17 protein-coding genes are annotated in these 21,622 nt (G+C 25.0%); 13 read left to right on the top strand and 4 right to left on the bottom strand.

Annotation, left to right across the window (positions count from 1 at the left end; all coding sequences use genetic code 11):
* Positions 1–36 precede the first annotated feature (36 nt).
* On the top strand, positions 37–279 hold the full coding sequence (locus tag ACYUET_RS03100) for a hypothetical protein (RefSeq protein WP_460277778.1): 243 nt from the start codon (positions 37–39) through the stop codon (positions 277–279).
* 197 nt (positions 280–476) lie between these two features.
* On the opposite strand, the gene ACYUET_RS03105 is transcribed toward ACYUET_RS03100, so the two are convergent.
* Complete coding sequence (locus ACYUET_RS03105) at positions 477–1,292, bottom strand: TIM barrel protein (protein WP_460277779.1); 816 nt, start codon at positions 1,290–1,292, stop codon at positions 477–479.
* Positions 1,293–1,981: 689 nt separating this feature from the next.
* Between ACYUET_RS03105 and ACYUET_RS03110 the strand changes: the two genes are divergently transcribed.
* The 6 genes from ACYUET_RS03110 to lgt all read left to right on the top strand — a co-directional run bounded on the left by ACYUET_RS03110 (position 1,982) and on the right by lgt (position 8,979).
* Positions 1,982–2,692, top strand: coding sequence for a pseudouridine synthase (locus ACYUET_RS03110; RefSeq protein ID WP_460277780.1), 711 nt, complete (start codon positions 1,982–1,984; stop codon positions 2,690–2,692).
* Positions 2,693–2,912: 220 nt separating this feature from the next.
* Positions 2,913–3,809, top strand: coding sequence for a MurR/RpiR family transcriptional regulator (locus ACYUET_RS03115; protein ID WP_460277781.1), 897 nt, complete (start codon positions 2,913–2,915; stop codon positions 3,807–3,809).
* 170 nt (positions 3,810–3,979) lie between these two features.
* The gene (locus ACYUET_RS03120) at positions 3,980–4,663 is read left to right on the top strand and encodes a response regulator transcription factor (RefSeq protein ID WP_460277782.1); all 684 of its coding nucleotides are present in this window, start codon (positions 3,980–3,982) and stop codon (positions 4,661–4,663) included.
* Positions 4,660–6,042 (top strand): sensor histidine kinase, encoded by a 1,383-nt coding sequence (locus ACYUET_RS03125; RefSeq protein ID WP_460277783.1) that lies wholly within the window; start codon positions 4,660–4,662, stop codon positions 6,040–6,042. The genes ACYUET_RS03120 and ACYUET_RS03125 overlap by 4 nt, the downstream gene beginning before the upstream one ends.
* A 201-nt stretch (positions 6,043–6,243) precedes the next feature.
* Complete coding sequence (locus ACYUET_RS03130; RefSeq protein ID WP_460277784.1) at positions 6,244–8,064, top strand: urease accessory protein UreH domain-containing protein; 1,821 nt, start codon at positions 6,244–6,246, stop codon at positions 8,062–8,064.
* 84 nt (positions 8,065–8,148) lie between these two features.
* Positions 8,149–8,979 carry a prolipoprotein diacylglyceryl transferase gene (gene lgt / locus ACYUET_RS03135; protein WP_460277785.1) on the top strand — a complete coding sequence of 277 codons (831 nt, stop codon included), beginning with the start codon at positions 8,149–8,151 and terminating at the stop codon, positions 8,977–8,979.
* Positions 8,980–9,188: 209 nt separating this feature from the next.
* On the opposite strand, the gene ACYUET_RS03140 is transcribed toward lgt, so the two are convergent.
* The gene (locus ACYUET_RS03140; RefSeq protein ID WP_460277786.1) at positions 9,189–10,550 is read right to left on the bottom strand and encodes a CCA tRNA nucleotidyltransferase; all 1,362 of its coding nucleotides are present in this window, start codon (positions 10,548–10,550) and stop codon (positions 9,189–9,191) included.
* A 425-nt stretch (positions 10,551–10,975) separates the two neighbouring features.
* On the opposite strand from ACYUET_RS03140, the gene ACYUET_RS03145 reads away from it, so the two are divergent.
* From ACYUET_RS03145 to ACYUET_RS03160, 4 genes are all read left to right on the top strand, one after another.
* Positions 10,976–11,257, top strand: coding sequence for a late competence development ComFB family protein (locus ACYUET_RS03145; RefSeq protein WP_460277787.1), 282 nt, complete (start codon positions 10,976–10,978; stop codon positions 11,255–11,257).
* 289 nt (positions 11,258–11,546) lie between these two features.
* The gene (locus tag ACYUET_RS03150; protein ID WP_460277788.1) at positions 11,547–12,239 is read left to right on the top strand and encodes a response regulator transcription factor; all 693 of its coding nucleotides are present in this window, start codon (positions 11,547–11,549) and stop codon (positions 12,237–12,239) included.
* Positions 12,217–14,418 (top strand): sensor histidine kinase, encoded by a 2,202-nt coding sequence (locus tag ACYUET_RS03155; RefSeq protein ID WP_460277789.1) that lies wholly within the window; start codon positions 12,217–12,219, stop codon positions 14,416–14,418. The genes ACYUET_RS03150 and ACYUET_RS03155 overlap by 23 nt, the downstream gene beginning before the upstream one ends.
* A gap of 406 nt (positions 14,419–14,824) precedes the next feature.
* Entirely contained in the window at positions 14,825–15,787 is a 963-nt protein-coding gene (locus ACYUET_RS03160) for an alpha/beta hydrolase (RefSeq protein WP_460277790.1), read from the top strand.
* A 92-nt stretch (positions 15,788–15,879) separates the two neighbouring features.
* On the opposite strand, the gene ACYUET_RS03165 is transcribed toward ACYUET_RS03160, so the two are convergent.
* Entirely contained in the window at positions 15,880–16,089 is a 210-nt protein-coding gene (locus ACYUET_RS03165) for a cold-shock protein (RefSeq protein ID WP_460277791.1), read from the bottom strand.
* Positions 16,090–16,815: 726 nt separating this feature from the next.
* On the opposite strand from ACYUET_RS03165, the gene ACYUET_RS03170 reads away from it, so the two are divergent.
* Positions 16,816–18,525 (top strand): methyl-accepting chemotaxis protein, encoded by a 1,710-nt coding sequence (locus ACYUET_RS03170; protein WP_460277792.1) that lies wholly within the window; start codon positions 16,816–16,818, stop codon positions 18,523–18,525.
* A 613-nt stretch (positions 18,526–19,138) separates the two neighbouring features.
* Entirely contained in the window at positions 19,139–19,669 is a 531-nt protein-coding gene (locus tag ACYUET_RS03175) for a hypothetical protein (RefSeq protein ID WP_460277793.1), read from the top strand.
* Between the two features lie 116 nt (positions 19,670–19,785).
* Here the strand turns inward: ACYUET_RS03175 and ACYUET_RS03180 are convergent, their stop codons facing one another.
* Complete coding sequence (locus ACYUET_RS03180; RefSeq protein WP_460277794.1) at positions 19,786–21,501, bottom strand: methyl-accepting chemotaxis protein; 1,716 nt, start codon at positions 21,499–21,501, stop codon at positions 19,786–19,788.
* Positions 21,502–21,622: the final 121 nt, after the last annotated feature.

Here is a 21,622-nt window from a genome sequence, read left to right on the forward strand (position 1 = left end):
AATATATACTAAACGAAAGAATAGGAGTTGGTAAACATGTCAAAGAAATGTTGTGACTGTTGTAAATGTTGTTGCAATCCATGCTGTGATCCATGTTGTAACCCATGCTGTGATCCTTGCTGTAATCCATGTTGTAACCCATGCTGCAATACAGGATTTGGTGGAGGTGCAGGATTTGGCGGTGGATTCTTATGGATATGGATAATATTACTTCTTTTCGGTGGCTTCGGCTGTGGAGGCTTTGGCGGAGGTTGTGGAGGCGGCAGAGGATTCTGGTAGACCACAATTCTATCGATTAGAATAATATAAGCATTATACTACAAAGTCACTTTGTTGTAAGGAATAGAGGCATTTAATGCCTCTATTTCGCTTATATAAAAAGCTTCTAGTTTTTAACAACAAACTAGAAGCTTTTTATATTAAATTATATTTTAAAGTTTATGTTTAATTTTATAAGTAAATTAGAAAATTATTTTTTATAGAGAATTATAAGTATTTTTTAATAATAATGCATCATTTTCCAAGATAGGACTTTCGCAAATTATGCATCCTTTAACATCATAATCTTTAAAAGCTTTTAAACAATCCTTATAATTAAAATCGCTTTCTAATAATGGAAGGTGGTTTCTTTCACCTTTTATACTATAAGCAATTCCTGAAATATGAACATGTAAATCATCAAGAGCTTCTCTTCCGAGATTCTCACCGATTTCTTCAAATATTCTTTTAAAATCATCATAATTTTTTAATGAACCATTATATCTTGCATGTATATGAGAGAAATCAATGCAAAGTTTACAAGTTTTAATATCTTTACATATTGATATTAATTCACTTAAATCTCCAAATTGTGTGCCTTTTCCTGTAGTTTCTAGTCTGTAATCAACTCCGAAATAAGGGAGCTTAGATAAGTTTTTTTTAATTTCATTTAATGTATTTTCCTTAGATGATTTTAAATAAAATCCAGGGTGAAATATTAAGCTTCTACCATTAACAGATTGCAGGGCTCTAGCACCATTTTCAATTCTTTCTAAAGATTTTTCTTTTTTTTCATCTTCTTCTGCATTTAAATTAATAAAATAAGAACCATGGGCTGAAAGGTATATATTATTTTTTTCTTTTGCCTGAATAATAGAACCTCTATTTTTATCAGTTACATTAATGCTTCTAACAAAAGGTAATTCCATTGCATCTAATCCAATATTATGCAAATATTCTATTCCTGTACTGTATGTAAATTTTTCACCTGTACCTAAAGGCAATCCAGATATTCCAAATAATAATTTATCCATATTTAATGTGTCCTTTCCTTGTAAAAATTAAAATCATTTTTTAATATCCATTAAAGTTAAAATTATGGTATAGTTATTAATGCGATATTAAAAAATTATATGTAAAAATAGCTTATAATAAGTTTATGATAAACTTAAAGCATAAAAACATAAAATTAATTAATAGATATATTTTAACTAAGTTAATACATTTATAATCTTTTATATAATTTTTATAAAAAATTATATTTTTAATTAACATTATTTAACTAGAAATATAGATATCATAAATTTTCTATATAAGTGCCTAATTATACTGGAAAGTTATAAAATTTATAAATATTCTAAGATTTATATTAATGAACAAACTTTATTTGGAACTTATATAAATCTTAAAATAATGTCTATGTTTTAAGTGAAAATTGATATTTAAAAAGATATCTAAAAGTATAAATATGTCATTATATTAACTTAAATTTATATAGATAATTATATTATAATACATAAGTTGATTAAAAGATATTAATTAATAAAAAATAATTATTATTTATTAGTATTTAATCAACTTTATATAAATATCAATAAGAGTTATGAAAAAACAATAAAAATAGCCTATGTTTTAAGTAAACATTGATTAATTAAATACTGATATTGCAATATAAAGATAACTAATTAAAAAAAGCAAAATATATTTTGGAGTGATTAAATTTATGGAAGAAAGATTACAAAAATACATGGCAAGTTGTGGAGTAGCATCAAGAAGAAAGTGTGAAGAAATAATTTTGAATGGAGAAGTTAAAGTTAATGGAATTTTAGTAAATGAACTTGGAATAAAAATTGATCCTTTAAAAGATAAGGTTGAATATAAAGGTAATATAATAACTAAAGAAGAAAGAAAAGTATATATAATGCTTAATAAACCAGAAGGTTATATAACTTCAGTTAAGGATGAAAAAGGAAGAAAGACAATTTTAGATTTAGTTCATGTTAAAGAGAGAATTTATCCTATTGGAAGATTAGATTATGATAGTTCAGGATTAATAATTTTAACTAATGATGGAGATATATACAATAAAATAATTCATCCAAGAGAAGAACTTATAAAAAAATATATAGCTATAGTAAAAGGAAAAGTATCATCAAGTGATATAGAAGCATTTAATACTGGAATAGATATTGGAGGATATAAAACAGCACCAGCTAATCTTAAAGTTTTAAATTATGATAAAGGACTTTCAACAATAGAAGTTTCAATTCATGAAGGAAAAAACAGACAAATAAGAAGAATGTGTGCTGCAATCAATCATGAAGTAATATCATTAAATAGAATTTCTATTGGAGATATAAAATTAAAATACTTAAAAAAAGGTGATTGGAGAGAATTAGATAAAGAGGAGCTAGAGTATATAAATAGATTATAGGAAATTAAAATACTCTAAAGATATCTAAATTCAATATTTTATATTTATAAAAGCATAAGATCTTATACATAGTTATATATGAAATGAAAGGGTTAAAATAAAAACTTGCATATTCCTAAAATTTATTTCTAAAAAACTACATATTCCTTGAATATATATCTATAAGATGATAGAATTTAACTTGGAATTATTCAATATATAATGATAGGGTGATAAATAAATGGATGATATAAATAATGAAGATACTAAAGACTTGATGAGGTTAATCCAAATTAAGTTTTCTAAATTAAGTAAAGGTCAAAAATTGATAGCTGAATATATATTAAAGAATTATGATAAAGCAGCGTTTATGACAGCAGCAAAACTTGGAGTAGCAGTAGGTGTATCAGAATCTACAGTTGTAAGATTTGCTAATGAATTAGGATTTTCAGGCTATCCTAAATTGCAAAAAGCTCTTCAAGAACTTATAAAAAATAAATTAACAACTGTTCAAAGGTTAGAACTTCAAAATGATTATTTTACTGATGGAGATGCCTTAAAGGGTGTTCTTAAATCAGATATGGAAAATATTAGAGCTACATTAGAAAAAATAAATCATAATGTTTTTGAAGATGTTGTTAAAAGTATATTTGAAGCAGATAAAATATATATAATTGGGCTTAGAAGTTCAACTGCTTTGGCTGAATTTTTAGGATTTTATTTAAATATAATTCTGCAAAATGTAAGGGTTGTTAGTTATGGAATATCAGATATTTTTGAGCAACTTATAAATATAGGAGAAAGAGACTTGATTATTGGTATAGGTTTTCCAAGATATGCAGCAAAAACAATTGATGTATTAGATTTTGCACAAGGTAGAGGAGCAAAAGTTGTTGCGTTAACAGATAGTTTACTGTCACCTTTAGCATCTAAATCAGATTATGCATTAATAGCTCAAAGTAATATGGCATCGTTTGTAGATTCTTTAGTAGCACCACTATCAGTAATAAATGCATTAATTATTGCAGTAGGAATGAGAGAAAAAGATGTGATATCTAATACATTTGGTAATCTAGAGCAGATATGGAAAGGATATAATGTATATTCATATAATAACAGAAATGTAGATGATGATTAATAAAAAGACCTTGAAGAATTTTCTTCAAGGTCTTTTTATTTTATATAATATCTTAATTAGAAATTATAATTTAAGAAAAGTATCAATTAATTATTATCTACATATGAAATTTATAAGTTTATGTTAAAATACTAATGATATTAATATAAAAATTATATGGAGTGAATATTATGGGAAACATTTTAATAATTGAAGATGAAAAAAGTGTATCAGAGGTTTTAAAGGCATATTTAGAGAAAGAAGGATATAATGTTTATTCTACTGAAAATGGGTTAGATGGAATTGAAATTTTTAGAAAAGAAAAAATTGATCTTGTGATTTTAGATTTAATGTTGCCAGATATTGATGGTGAGGAAGTATGTATAATACTTAGAAGAATATCTGATGTATATATTTTTATGTTAACTGCTAAAAGTACATTAAGTGATAAAATTGAGGGTTTAAATATTGGAGCAGATGAATATTTAACTAAACCATTGAGTCCAAGAGAACTTACTGCACGTGTAAATGCTTTGTTTAGAAGAATTAGTGAAAGTAATGATAATATTCTTTTTCTTGACGATGGTAAATTAACGATAGATAATGAAAAAAGAGTAGTTAAATTAAATATGGAGGAAGTAAGTTTAACTCCAAATGAATTTGATATATTATATGTTTTAGCTTCAAATAAAGGAAAAGTATTTTCAAGAGAAGCTATAATAGAAAGAGTATTCGGTATTGATTTTGATGGCTCAGATAGAATTATTGATGTACACATTAAGAATTTACGTAAAAAGATTGAAGAGGACAGTAAATCTCCAAGATACATAATTACTGTTACCAAAATTGGTTATAAGTTTGGTGATGAAATATGAAGCAAAATGTTAGAGAACGCTTAAGTTTTATTTTAATTTTTTGCTCTGTAGTTTCAGTACTTTTATCAGCTTTAATTATAAATATGATAATAACAAACACTTTTAATAAATATATGAAGGATATACAAACTAAAAGAAACACAAGATTGGTAGAATATTTTCAACAAGTTTATAGAAGTGATGGTAGTTGGAATAAAACTTCAGGGGAAGAAATGATGCACGAAGCATATATGAGTAATTATTGTTTAACTCTTTTAGATGAAAATAAAAAAGTTGTTTGGCAGATGAATCATGAAGATATACAATATAAAAATCATATGAAAATAAACGGTAAAGAAGAAACAGGAGTTTATACATCTAATACTTTTGATATAAATGTCAATGAAAAAACAGTGGGATATATTATAGTTGGTCAATACTCACCTGTTTTACTTTCTCAAGAAGATATAAGTTTTAAGGGACAGATTAATAAGGGAATTGTATTTAGTGGTATATTAACTTTAGTAATAGTATCAGTGATAAGTTTGATTTTATCAAAGCAATTTTCTGAACCTATAAAATCAGTTGCAAAAACTTCTGTAAGTTTATCAAAAGGAAATTATAACTCAAGATCAAATATAAAAAGTAGCATTGAAGAAATTAGAAACTTAACTGAGAGCATAAATTCTTTAGGTGATAAGTTAAATAGTCAAGATTTACTAAGAAAGAGGCTTATTGCAGATATATCTCATGAAATAAGAACTCCTTTAAATGTACTTCAGAATAATTTAGAAGCAATGATAGATGGTATTATACCTATAACTACTGATAAGCTTATTAACTTAAATGATGAAATAGTGAGATTTGGTAAACTTTTAAATAACCTAAATGAACTAAAACAAATTGAATCTGATGAAATATCACTTAATTTAGGTTTGGTTAATATAGATCAGCTACTTTTAACAGTAATAGACGATTTTTCAATTGCAGCAACAGAAAAAAATATAGAATTACTTATAAATAAAGATGAAAGCAAAAATTTCATAGTATTAGGTGATTATGATAAATTAAAACAAGTATTTATAAATCTTATTTCTAATGCAATTAAATTTAATAATGTAGATGGAACTGTATGGATTAATGTTAGTAGTGACATAAATTTTGTTAGAATTGAAATTAAGGATAATGGTATTGGTATTAAAAAAGAAGATTTGCCATATGTTTTTGAAAGGATGTATCGAGGAGATAAGAGTAGACATAAAATTGAAGGCAACGGAGTTGGTCTTACAATTGTAAAAAAAATACTAACATTGCATGCTGCAACTATTGATGTAGAAAGTAAAGAAAATATAGGAACCAAATTTATAGTATGTATAAAGAAAAATAATGAAATCATATAATACATTATAAAATAATATAATGTTGATAATAAAAAATAAATTCTAATTTTAGTAGTTATCAAAAATAGCACAGAAAAAATCTGTGCTATTTTTAATATAAACATAAAATCTTCACAACTTTTTATTATAATTCATTTCATAAGATGGAATTTTAATTAAAACATATTGGTGAAATAAAAATTATATAAGAGGTGAGATAGTATGACTATTAAAAGAGAAATAATTAAAGTTTATAATATGACATGTACTTCATGTGAAAGTAGAATAGAAAAAGCATTAAAGAAGGTTGATGGCGTTGTAAATGTAATGGTTAGTTATAGTTCTCAGCAAGTAATTGTTGAATATGATAACGTACTTTGTACTAAAGAACAATTAAATGAAGCTATTAATAAAGCAGGGTATAGTACTAAAAATTCAAACACTATTAAAATTACAGGTTTTTTAGTTATAGCTGCAGCTGTTTTACTCCTTGGTAATTCAACAGCCGGCTTTGATATGAATGCTAAGCTAAACAATGCATCTTATATAGTATTATTTATTGTGGGCATGCTTACTTCTATACATTGTGTTGGTATGTGTGGAGGTATAATGCTTACACAAAGCTTATCTAAAAATAGTATTGTAAATGAAAAGCAGAATAAATTTAAAATTTTAATGCCTTCAATTCTATATAATGCAGGAAGAGTAACCTCATATACCATCATAGGTGGCATTGTAGGGGCTTTAGGTTCTGTATTATCATTATCACTTAATGTAAAAGCTGGACTTCAAATATTTGCAGGATTATTTATGATAATAATGGGATTAAATATGACTGGTTTCTCTTTATTTAGAAAATTTAATATTAAATTGCCATGGTCTTCATGCAAAATAAAAAATAAATCTAAATCATCATTTTTAGTTGGTATGTTAAATGGATTAATGCCTTGTGGACCACTTCAAACAATGCAGCTTTATGCATTAGGTACTGGTAGTGCTATAAGTGGCGCTATATCGATGTTTTTATTTTCTTTGGGAACAGTTCCTTTAATGCTAGTATTTGGAGCTATATCAGGTTTCTTAAGTAAGGGTTATACAAAACAACTTTTAAAGTTTAGTGGAATTTTAGTAGTAATACTTGGATTAATAATGGGAAACAGAGGTCTTGCTCTTGCAGGAGTTGGAGTGTCTAATGTTAATACAGTATCACAAAGTATTTCAAGCGCTAAGGGTAATGCATCTGAAGCCAATATAGGCAAAGCAACTATTGAAAATGGAGTTCAAGTGATTAGGATGAATGTGAATAATAGTGGTTATGCTCCTAATGCTTTTTATGTTCAAGAAGGTATACCTGTTAAGTGGATTATTACAGGAAGTCAAATAACTTCTTGTAATAATGCAATAGTAGTTCCATCTTTAAATATACAAAAAACTTTAAAGGCTGGTGAAAATATAATAGAATTTACTCCAAAAGATGGTGACATAAACTTTAGCTGTTGGATGGGAATGATTAGAGGAGTAATAAAAGTAACAAATAATATTGATTCTGTAGATACTTCTAAGGAAGATTCATCAATTCTAGCTCCAAGTAGTGGAATGAGTTGCTGTGCTGGTGGAACAACAGGTTCTACAGCTCAACAAAAAACAAGTATATATGGTGATGATTTAAGCAAAGTTTCTACTGATAGATTAATTAAAAAGGCTAATATTTCAGGGAATATACAAAGTCTAAATATTAAGGGAATGGGTTATGACTTTGAGCCGCTTGCAATAGTATTACAAAATGGAATAAAAACAAAACTATCTATAGATCTTAACTCATTTGATAATCCAGATGGTAATTTTATAATATTAAATGCAGATAGTGGTGAGCAGATAACTTCATTTACAGGTAAAAAAGGTATTGTTAATGTTGAATTTAATATAGATAAAGTTGGAACTTATGTTATTGTTAAAGATAATATAGCAATGTTTGGAATTGAAGTTACAGATTCGTTAAAAACTATAAATTTAGAAGATGTTCGTAAAAAATTAATAAGCTAATAAATATTCATGTGTTCTACATATTTTATTATTATATTTTAAGATAAATTAATTAGTTTCATAGTAGGAAAGGATATTAATATTATGAAAGAAATTTTTAGCTTTGGACCAATACATATATATTTTTTTGGACTGATGATAGTAATATCTGTACTTGTAGGTAGTGCATTTGCAATTAAACATGGAAAAAAAAGAGGAATAAGTGAAGATATAATGATTAACTTAATTACTATAGTGGTTATATTTGGAGTATTAGGAGCCCGATTATTTTATATTCTCTTTTATAATCCATTATTATATTTTAGCCATCTAGCAGAAATAATTAAGATAAATGAAGGTGGGCTTTCTATTCATGGGGGAATTATTTCAGCAATAGCAGCAGGATATTTGTATTCAACTAAAAGTAAAATATCATTTTTTAAGATTGCAGATATTATAGTTATTTGGATAGCATTAGCACAAGGTATTGGTAGAATAGGTTGTGATGTATTTGGTAAGTCTATGACTAATATAATGATATGGGGTATTAATTATAATGGACAAATACTTCATCCAGTACAGGTATACGAATTTATATTAGACTATATATTATTTATAATTCTTTGGAGAAGAAGTTATAAGCAAAAATTTGAAGGAGAATTATTTATAATTTATTTAATTTCATTTGCTATAATAAGAAGTATTGTAGAATTCTTTAGGATAAATCCTGTTATATGGGGACCATTTTCAATTTCACATTTATTGAGTGTTATTTTAATTATTATTGGACTAATGTTTTATAAGGTTTTATCTAAAAGAGAAATAAAATACACTAGTATTTATATAGATAATAAATTGAAATTAACAACTACAATAGTATATTTGGTTGCTTTAATAGTAGTATCTATTAGTATATTTTATTTTGTACAAAGTTAATAATATAAAAATAAAAGTAGTGGAGTTATGAACAATCTTAAATATAAGATATAGGGAATGAGGTTATATAATTTTAATAAAGGATTTGTTGAAGGTTATCATAAAATAGACTTTTAACATAATATAGTGAGATTTCAATGAAATCTCACTATATACCTATATTATACTATTTTTAGTTTGCAACAATTTTTGTTTTAAATATGAAACCATTAATAATTATATTTTTGTGCTGCCATTAATAATGATTTTTTTTCATTTTGTAAATTTTCAGCAATAACATCTTCAAGTAATAAATTTAAGATTTCACCAATTTTTTTACCAGCAGGAATACCAATAGCAATTAAATCTTTACCATTAATGTTCAAGTCTTTTAGTGTTGTACAAGTATTTTCTCTAACTACTTCATTAAGAATTTCTTGAATAAGGTCAATTTCTTTTAAACGGGTTATTACTTTATCAGGTGTTTGTGCTAAAATATCAGCTCTTTTTACTGAAAGTAGCCTTTCAAATTGAGCTATATTACCGTCTAATTTTGATAAAATTTTTCTAATACTCTTTTTTCTTGGTTCAATAATAATGTCATGATATTTTATTAATTCTATAATGTTTTTTATGTCATTTTTATCAAGTGATTCTGCATTTGTTAACTTCATTCTTTTGAAAATTTCAGATGCAATTTTAGCAGATTCATTTGCGTGACCGTAAAAATGACCAATTCCTTGTCTATCAATACTGTAGCAATATGGCTTTGCAATATCATGAAAGAACATAGTTAATTTTAATATTAATCCATCTACGTTATTAATTGCAATAAGAGTATGTTTCCAAACATCGTAACAATGATAAGGATTATTTTGTTTAAATCCAATCATAGTTTTCATTTCAGGAACAATGCATAATATAATTTCTCGAAATTCATCAAGTATGTTCATTATATTTTTGCCTTGAAGCATTTTTATAAATTCTACTGCAATTCTTTCTTGGGAAATATTTCCTAAAAGTTCTTTGTTTTTAAACATTGCTGTTTTTGTAGATTCTTCTACTCTAAAACCTAAATTAGATGCAAATCTAATACCTCTTAAAATTCTTAGAGCATCTTCCTTTAAGCGTTTATTAGGATCTCCAACACATCTAATAATTTTATGTTGAATATCAGATATACCATTAAAAGGATCTATGATTCCAACGGACTCATTAAAAAAAATAGCATTTTGTGTGTAATCTCGTCTACTTAAATCTTCCACTAAATTTCTTGTAAAGTCTACAGTATCAGGTCTACGACCATCTGAGTAGATTCCATCTATCCTATAAGTTGTGACTTCTATTTCTTCATTATTTATAAAAACAACTACTGTTCCATGTTTTAAGCCTACAGTAAGTTGTTTAAAGTTCTGAAATACTGTTTGGATTTCATCTGGTGTAGCGGATGTGCAAATATCCCAGTCGTGAGGTATTTTATCCATAATAGCATCACGGGTACATCCTCCAACAACACCAGCTTCAAAACCTGCATCTATCAACATTTTTAATACTAAAGCAGGATTCTTAGGTATATTAATTTTTAGTGTCATCTGTATTTATCCTCCTAATATAATCTTGTATGTATATTTATTAAATAATATAAAAAATTTCTAATTAATTAATAGATAGTATATTTTTAATTATATTTTATAAATAAATAAATTAAAATTGTTTAATTATTTTAATTTAAGTTTTAGTTTATAATAAATTTTTCTTATAAAAGGAATTATTTATAAATTTAGTTATAGAATATTCTAATTAAAATAACAAAAAATATTATTGAAAATAGTGAAGATAAAATATTTTAAGCTCTAGTTGAAATAACATCAGCTAAAGTTTAAAATATAGCTGATATTAAAAAAATAAGAACATAAATGTATAAAAAAATATAGTTTATAGTATAAAGTAATTTAGTTATTATAACATATGGATTTAATTAGTTGTTAATTATAAATAAAAGAAAGAGGTATAAATTATGGAAAAAGTAATTAATTATATGGAAATTTGGGTTAAAGAGCATATGGAACAACAATTAAAAAAAAGTGACGTATGCAAATGTGAAAGATGTCAGAGAGATATTTATGCACTTGCACTTAATAATTTAAAACCTTATTATGTTGTGACAAATAAAGGTGGAGTAATGGCTAAATTAAATACTATGTATCAACAATTTGAAACAGATATAACAATAGAAGTTGAAAAGGCTATTGAAATAGTAAAAAAATCTCCTAGACATGATGATGCTAAAGATTATTAAAGATATAATGTTGTGTTTTAAGGAACTCATTCTTATACTGCAATATTAACACTATTTTAAAAGATATCCAAATATGAAAAGACAAATAAGCTGATTTAAGATTATTTAAATATAATTTTAAGTTAGCTTTTTCTTTCGAAATTCTTAATAATTTGAAGAAGTGTTTTGTAAGATTTGTATTTTAATATAAATATAGGGCAAATTCAAAAGCCTAAAAGGATTATATTTTCTATCAACTAATAAAATATGGTAAAATTAACATGAATTTTAGATTATTAAGGAGGAAAAAATGAAAAATTACAATATTTTAGTTGTTGATGATGATAAAGCAATAACTGAAGCGATAGAAGTATATTTAGTTAACGAAGGTTATAAAATTTTTAAGGCTTATGATGGTATACAAGCATTAAAAATTATAGATGAGCATGATATACACCTTGTTATATTAGATATAATGATGCCTAATATGAATGGAACTAGAACAACTGTTAAGATAAGAGAAGAAAAACAGATTCCGATAATAATGCTTTCAGCAAAATCTGAGGATACAGATAAAATATTAGGTTTAAATTTAGGTGCAGATGATTATATAACTAAACCATTTAATCCATTAGAACTTATAGCAAGGGTTAACTCTCAGATAAGAAGATATACTCAATTTTCTCCTTTAAAAGAGGATAATAATATACTTACAGTAGGGGGGATAGAATTAAACAAGGAAAGTAAAGAGGTATTTGTAGATGGTGAAAATGTAAGGTTAACACCATTAGAGTTTAAGATTTTGACTCTTCTTATGGACAATCCTAATAGAGTTTTTTCTATTGAAGAGATTTATGAAAGAGTTTGGAATGAACCTGCGTATAATAATGTTGATACAGTTACTGTTCATATAAGAAGAATAAGAGAAAAGATAGAAATAAATCCTAAAGAACCAAGATATTTGAAGGTGGTGTGGGGAATTGGATACAAAATTGAAAAATAATAAGAAATTTAAAAGTGCTAAATTATTAGTTTTACTTTTATGTAGTGTTATGTTGCCTTTTTTTATAGGGAAATCATATAATTTTATTATATCTCAACAAAATAAGTATACTGAAGAATTTTTAGTAGATGCTATGACTCAGGTATCTCTTTCAGCAAACGATATGAATTATTATATTAATCAATCGGATGGGAGTTTAAAAGAGGAAGCTATACAGAATCAAATAAAATACTTAGAGAATGTTGATAAGGGCAATTTAAAAGATGTTGATAATGAAATTAAAGCTTGTATGAATGTAGAAGATAATGAATATTATAATGGATTATTAGATAGAAAAAATGAATTAGAAGAGAAACTTAAACAAGGTGATGAAAAATATAGAGAAGATGGAATAAAGGAGATACAAGATTATTTAGAAGATAAATATGCAAATCTTGCAGAAAATCCAAATATAGAATATTATATAGAAAAAAATGATGATGAAGAACCTATAACAAACATTAAAGGTAAATCAAAAGATGAAATTATAAATGATACTAAAAATAATTATAAGTATTATATGATGTTTTTGAAAATTAATCATAAAGTTCCAGAAGAAATTAATGTTTCAAATAATTTAACAAAATCTCTTCATGATACAAATAATTTTTATGGATTGCAGAATCTTTATAATAATAAACAAGTTATTGTTAGGATATCAAATCCTTTGAAAAGTAGTGATAGCATATCTAATGCAATTAATGAAAAAGATAAAAATAATTTTATTGGATATATTTTTTGGGGGTTAACTTTAATAGATATACTTATAATTTTTATTTTAATATTAAAGTATAGAAAAAGCTTGTATCTAATATTAAAAGATAATTTTATAATAAGATGTTACCAAAAATTATTTATTGAGATAAGATGTCTGTTTATTTTAATAACTATAGGATGTTTTAATGTATTAAAAGACAGAGTAATAGACATGTTTTATGGAATTTATTTTATAGATTTTTGGGCAATATTTTTAATAACTATTCTTTTAGTATACTTGGTTTTATCAGATATAAGAAGTTTGTATTTGTTAAAGGAAGAGCGAAATATAAGAGATTATCTTTGTAAGAAATCTATACTTTATAAAGTAAAAGATTTAATGAAAGAAAGTTTTTTGATAAAATCAACTTCTTCAAGATTAATAATATCAATAATAGTATTTGTAACGTATGTTGTTATAATATTCATGCAAGCATATTCAATGGGTGACTATGGATGGCCAAAGTGGTATAGGCCATATGAAATTTTATATTTAACACCGAGCATTCTATTTACACTATTTATAATAGGATATTTATTCTTAATTGCAAGAAATATTAATAGAATAAAAATTGGTACAGATAATATATTAAAAGGAAATTATAATAATAAAATTGATGTAAAGGGAGCAATAATTCTTAAAGATATAGCAAATAATATTGTGAATATAGAACAAGGATTGAATAAAGCTGTAGATAAGGCAGTTAAAAGTGAAAAAATGAAGGGAGAATTAATTACTAATGTATCACATGATTTAAAAACCCCATTAACTTCTATAATTAATTATGTAGATCTATTAGATAAAGAAAATGTTTCAGAAGAAGATAAAACTAAATATTTAGAAATTCTTAAAGAAAGATCATTAAGACTAAAAGTTCTAATAGAAGATTTGTTCGAAGCTTCAAAAGCGGCATCTGGAACTTTAGAATTAGATATGGAAAATTTAAATCCAGTAGCGCTTATTAGACAAACCATAGGTGAATTTGAGAATGAAATAGAAAAATCTAAATTACAATTTATAAAAAATATACCTGACCAAAAACTTTCTGTATATGCTGATGGAAAAAAGACATTTAGGATATTTCAAAATTTAATATCCAATATACTTAAGTATTCTATGAAAGGATCTAGAGTGTATATTGAGGTATTTGAAGAGGACGAATATATATTAATAATATTTAAAAATATATCAGAGTATCAAGTTAATTTCACTGAAGAAGAGATATTAGAAAGATTTAAAAGAGGAGATAGTTCAAGAAGCACAGAAGGATCAGGTCTTGGATTATCAATAGCAAAAAGTTTAGTGGAATTACAAGGTGGAGAATTTACTATTACTATTGATGGAGATTTATTTAAGGTTTCAGTAAGATTGAAGAAATCTTAAATTATAGAAGATTTTAAATAAAATTAATTGATATAGTTATATACTCATAAAATTGTTATAATAAAAGGCTATCTGAAATACACAAAAATGTTTTTTAGATAGTCTTTGTGTATTTATTATATTTTAAGTGAATATTTATATTGTATTATAATGGTAAATCAGCATGGAAGTTTAATTTCTATAATATTTGCTTTTAGTAGATTTATTTTAAGACAGTAATTTAAAAATATGATAATATAATAATGACTATATCATAAAAAATCACTAAGACGGCTCTGAAAAAGTCTATTTTTACACATATTTAATTTTTTTATAGTTATGTGTAAAAATTAATTAATATTTAATGGTTTTAAGAATATAGCGCATAAGTTTTATATAAATTAAATAATAGGAGATAAGGATAATAATGGAGAAAAAAATGATACTAATAATATGTCTTGTATTATTGATAATTATAATTTTACTTATATTTGCAGGAAATTATTTTTATAATTTTTCACTTAATCCCAATACATCAAAAGATAGAATATTTGATAACAATAAAAATAAGGGAAGTGAAATTGTTAAGAAAGATGAGACTAGTGGAGAGGATAAAGAAGATGAAGAATGGCTTTTCAATACATCAAATTATAGTGATATATATATAAAATCATTTGACGGGTTAAAACTTCATGGATATCAAATATTATGTAGAGATTTTTCTTATAAATGGGCTATTGTTGTTCATGGATATACTGGTGAAGGTATTAGAATGGGAAGTAGAGCAAAGGCATTTTATGAAATGGGATATAATATCATAATACCTGATTTAAGAGCGCATGGTAAAAGTGAAGGTAATTATATTGGAATGGGATGGCATGATAGAAAAGATATTATTGAGTGGATTAATTACACAATAAAGCAAAATAAAGAATGTAAAATTTTATTATATGGTATTTCTATGGGAGCAAGTACTGTCATGATGACATCCGGTGAAGAACTCCCAATCAATGTTAAAGCTATAATAGAAGATTGCGGGTATACATCAGCTTGGGATGAATTTTCGTACCAATTAAAAAGTATGTTTAAATTACCTAAATTCCCAGTAATGCATGCTTCAAGTATTATTACTAAAATGAGATCAGGATATTTTTTGAAAGAAGCTTCAGCTATAAAGCAAGTAAGTAAATCAAAGACACCTATACTATTTATTCATGGTGAGGAAGATAAATTTGTACCATATTTTATGTTAGATAAGGTATATAATGCAGCAAAGTGTGAAAAAGAAATGTTAATAGTAAAAGAAGCAGGTCATTGTAAGGCTCATAAAGTTAATCCAGATTTATATTGGAATACTATAAAGAAGTTTATAGATAAATATATTAACTAAAAAATTAAATTTTTATTTTTAGAAATTTGGCTATGTTTTAAGTTAGATTAATATTAACTTAAGACATAGCCTTTTATTTATACTGTGATATTCTATAATTTATGTATATTTATTGCCATCGGGCCTTTTTCACCTTCTTGTACATCAAAGGTTACATTTTCTCCTTCATGAAGACCTTTTTCAGGGCCACTTTTTTTGATTTGTGAATGATGTGCAAAAACATCATCTCCAGCATCACATGAAATAAATCCATATCCTTTTTCCATATCAAACCACTTGACTACTCCTGTTCTACTAGACATACATATCTCTCCTTAAATGAAATTTTCAAAGATAGTATTTGTAAAAAACATCATTTTTATTAATTTAAGATGATTGTTACTTACATATTTTAAGTATTAAACGGATTAAACTTAATAGCACCATTATATTCATAAGAATAAATTTGTTTTAAATGTCCGATATAATTTGTCCATTGAATATTATTACTTTCTTTTAAAAACATTTATATTAAAATAATTGCAAATGATACTATAACATACTTAAGTATGCGATGTAAATAATTCAAAAATTGTATGATAAAAATATACTAAATCAAAATATTTTATAAAAAGGTTATAAAAATAATAAATTTTAAAAACCTATTTGCAAAATATGGACTAATTATGTATACTATTATTTACAATATAATACAAGAATTTCTTATAATTTAGATGGGTACTTTGAATTTTTATACTGAGTTATACTTTTTTATATATTTTTAAAAAAATAAATTTAATTATATTAAAAATTACTAAAAACTTGGTTTAAAAAAATAGTCTAGGAATTATTTTTAAAAAATATTATAAGCATGATACATGTATTTAATTTATATATGTTGCAAATTTAAATTTTCAAAAAAAGAATATATAGTTCTTTAATTTATTGAACAGTTATTATTGCAATATATATCCTATATATTAATTAATTTTAAATAAAAATAGAAATTGAAAAATCTAAATTTTTACTTATAGTAAGGGGTTAGGCAAATGTTAAAAACAATAAAAAACAAATTAATTTTTTTAGTAATTACCTTTGTAATTACTATTATATTTATGGGGATTTATTCTATAAAGGTTTTAGATAGTGTAAATCAAAAATCAACTTATATTTCACAGAATTTTGTTCCAGGAATTATATATTCGGAAGGAATAAATACAATGACATCAGACTTTAGATTGATGGAATATAATCATATTCTTAGTAAAGATATCGAGAACATGACGCAAAAAGAAAAAGAGATGAAAGAAAAAAATGAAGAAATACAAAAGTATTTAACACTTTATTCAAGTACTGTAGAAAATGAAAAAGACAATAAATTATTTAACACTGTTGTAGAACAGTGGAATAAATATTTGGAATTAAATAAGAAAGTAACTAGTTTAAGTAGAGAACTTAAAAGTGATGAAGCGATGAATATAATGCTTACAGAATCAAGGGAAACCTTTAATAAAGCTTCATCTTCTTTATTAGAATTAGTTAAATTAAATCAAGAAATGGTTAAAGATGCTAGCTTAGAGGGAGACAAACAGTATGAGAAGACTGTGAAGATAAATATTATTATAATAGTATTCTTAGGGACATTAAGCATAGTTATAGGAGGTCTTATAATTAAGTCAATAAGAAGATCTTTAAATATTTTAAAGGAAGAGTTAAATGCTTTATCAGAAAGAGGCGGAGATTTAACTCAAGAAATAAAAGTGGATTCAGAAGATGAAATAAATGATCTTGCTAAAAGTTTAAATAAGTTTATAAAAAATTTAAAGGATATTATTGGAACGGTTAATAAAAGTTCAGACGAGATTGAAAGTGTTGTAGATGTTATAAAAGATAATGTTATAAATTTAAATTCTGATATAGAAGGGGTTTCATCAACTACGGAAGAACTTGCAGCTAGCATGGAAGAGACAGCAGCTTCTGCTGAAGAAATGTTAGCAACATCTCAAGAGATAGAAGAAGCCATTTATTCTATTGCACAAAAATCTCAAGATGGTGCACTTAAAGCAGGTGAAATAAATCAAAGAGCAGAGGATACAAAAATAAATGTACAAGCTTCTCAGAAAAAAACAAATGAAATATTTAAAGATACAAAAGCAGAACTTGAAGAGGCTATAAAATCATCAAAAGTTGTTGAAGAAATAAATGTACTTTCTGAATCAATAATGCAAATAACGTCACAAACTAATCTTCTTGCACTTAATGCTGCTATAGAAGCTGCAAGAGCAGGAGAAGCAGGAAAAGGATTTTCGGTTGTTGCTGAAGAAATAAGAAAACTTGCAGAACAATCAAAGGAAACAGTAATAGAAATACAAAATATAACAGGAAAAGTAATAGAATCAGTCAACAATCTTTCAAATAGTTCAAATAATTTATTGAAATTTATGTCTGTAGAAGTAGATTCTGACTATAGAAATATGTTAGATGTAGCAAAGATGTATAGCAAAGATGGTGAATTTATTGATAATCTTGTAACGGAATTTAGTTCAAATTCAGAAGAACTTTTAGCATCTATACAGGATGTAATTAGAACGATAGATGGAGTTACTAAAGCAGCTAATGAAGGCGCTGGAGGTACTACAAATATTTCAAGTAATATATTAGAAGTTAATGATAAATCAACTCATGTATTAGAACAGGCATTAAAGTCAAAAGAAAGCGCTCAAAAATTAAAGAAAGAAATTTCTAAATTTAAAATTTAGAAATTGTTATAAAATCAAAATTTTATTCTTAATTGTGAATTTAATAATGCTGAAAGTTAGAGTATATCTAGCTTTCAGCATTTTTAATTTTATAATTTTTTATGTAATAAACAGGTAGATTATTTGTAAGTCAAGTATTATATAAATCCTATAACGTATATAAAGAATATAATTTAACTATTATGTCAGGAATTTATATAGAAAAAATTTTTAATATGTGTTTCTAAGAAGATAATATTAATACATATATTGGTTTTTTATAAAAGTTATAAATAAAAAGAAAATATATTTGCCTGCCAGATTCTTATCACATACGTTTGAAAATCTAGATGCATAAAAAGCCGATGACTCCACAGTTTAATTGACAATTTTTTATGTAAAATTAATAAATATAAAAATATGATTCATACAAACCCTTTTTTGTATATATATTTGTAGTAAGACAAATTTAAAAATAATAGAGTAGTATGTTTGTTTTACATTATACTATATGAACAAATTTAGCTAATGGGTTTATTAATGAACTTGATTCTTTACTTAATACAAAACATATAACGCATCTTTAGTCTATTATTTTATATGTCTAAGAATATTAAAAAAGTAGGGTGTTTTTATGGATGAAAAAACTAATAGTTTATATTTGATTTTACAAGAAGAAAAAACTAATATAGAAAATTTTAAAAATATGATTAAGATAAAGGGTGAATTAACAAATAGAATTTCTATAGTTACAAGTGAATTACTAGATATAAAAAATGACCTGAATGTTCTAGAGAAAAACATTGAAGATGAATTAGTGAAAATAGAAACTATAGAAAATAAGATAAGCGAAATTACAAAAACAGAAATTATAAATAAGGCTAATATACTTGTTAAAATATTAGAACATAATTTACCAAAGGATATTAAAGGTGAGATATTATATGATAGTAAACAAGGCGAATATGAGCAAGTAATAAATCTAACTAAGGATAATAATATAATTGGAGAAATATGTATATATAGTAAAGATTACAATGAATTAAAAATAAAGGTGAAACTTTGGGAGCCAGTAAATAAAGAAGAAGAGTTTACAATAAAACAAAAATATAGAATATATAAGATTATATCATTTATTCATACTAATCTAAGTTATGATGAATAGACATAGTTATCCCTGTGTAAACGATACAAAGAAAAGATCAATAACTGTAAAAGTTATACCTAGTATCTTAATTGTAAAAAATTAGGTATAACTTTTATTGTTAAAATAATTTTATATTAAATTTTAAATTTGGATATTTGGTTATTTAATTGTTCTACACTTCCTTGCGATTTTATTACTTCTTCCATAATTATATTAGATTTTTCATTTATATTTGCTACTTTTTGAGCAATATTTGAAGTTCCATCTGCACCTTCATTTGAAGCCATAGATACATGTCCAATTGTATCCGTTACTTGTTGAAGTGAAGCTAAAAGTTCTTCAGAAGTAGAACTAAATTCTAGTACAAGATTACTTACAAATTCAGCATCTTTGCTATATTCACCTGCCACATTTAACATTTCATTATAATCACTTTGTACATCTTTAGAGACAAAGTTTAATAATTCATTAGAACTAGAGGATAAATCATCAACTGATACTACAACTTTTTGAGTTATATTTTGTATTTCAATAACTGTATTTTTACACTCTTCAGCAAGAGTTCTTATCTCATCTGCAACAACTGCAAAACCACGTCCGGCTTCTCCAGCACGTGCAGCTTCTATAGCAGCATTTAAAGCTAAAAGATTTGTTTGGGTTGATATCTGCATTATTGATTCGGATAACACAGTGATTTGTTGTACTATTTTTGAATTCTCTATGGATATTTCTAATTTATCTTTAGTTTGTGAAAAAATGTTTAAACTTTTTTCTTGTGAGTTATTAACATTTAGTTTAGTATTTATCGCTCTCTTATTTATTTCAGAAGCTTCTATAGCACCTTCTTGGGCTTTTTTTGATATAGAATCAACAGCTTTTTCTATTTCATCTGCTGTTGCACTCATTTCTTGTGCTGATGCAGCAGTTTCTTCCATTCCGGCTGATAATTCTTCTGTAGTTGAGGATACATCTTCTATGTTTTGGTTTAAATTATTTATATTATCTGAAATTGTATTAACTATTGTTTTAATATTATTAGATTCATTTTTTACATTTCCAATTAAAATTTTTAATGAATTTTGCATATCAGTTATTGCATTTGAAATTTCGCCTATTTCATCTTTTCTTTTCATAAATTTTTCAGGAACATCCGTTGTAAAGTCACCTTTAGCTACACGTTTTAATTGTTTTATAGAAAAAGCTAATGGAACTGAAATAGATCTTGAAATAGTAAAAGTTACTCCATAACCAATACATACAATAATAAAAAATATTATTCCAAATAATTTTTTAGAAACATTAAAATCTTCACTATTTTGGTTATTGAGATCTTGTGCTAATTTACTATTATAAGTTGCAATTTCTTCTAAGTTTTTCTGAAATTCATTTTTATTATTTTCAACAATTTTAAATTCTTCTATGGCTTCTTGAATTTTTCCTTCTATTAGTAAGGTGATAGTTAAATCTCTACCTTGTATAAATTTTTCAAGATTACTTTCAATAATAGAAATTCTATCTAATTCATATTTATCATCAGCTATTTGCTTAAAGTCTTGCCAATTTTTATTAAAGATCTCTTGTCTACTTTTGATATCATTTATTTTTTCATTTTGTTTATCTTTATTTTGTGTATTTAATATTAAATAATATAAATCAGCTTCTATAGCTCTAGCTTGGTTTCTATTATCATTTAATAATTCAATACTTAATAAATTTTCTTTATACATTTTTGCCATTTCTTTATTTGATTTTGAAATATAATAATATCCAATGCCACTCATAATACTAATTAATAATAATGCTATTGCTGACAAAATTATTAATTTTAATCTTACTTTTAAATTATTCATTTATATTCTATATCCTCCTTTGAATGGTTTCGACATAATTATACATCACATACAAGGTTTTGCATATATATTATGAAAAATTAAATTACATATTAGATAATCACTTTATTAGAGAAAATAT

Source organism: Clostridium sp. CTA-5 (assembly GCF_054768135.1).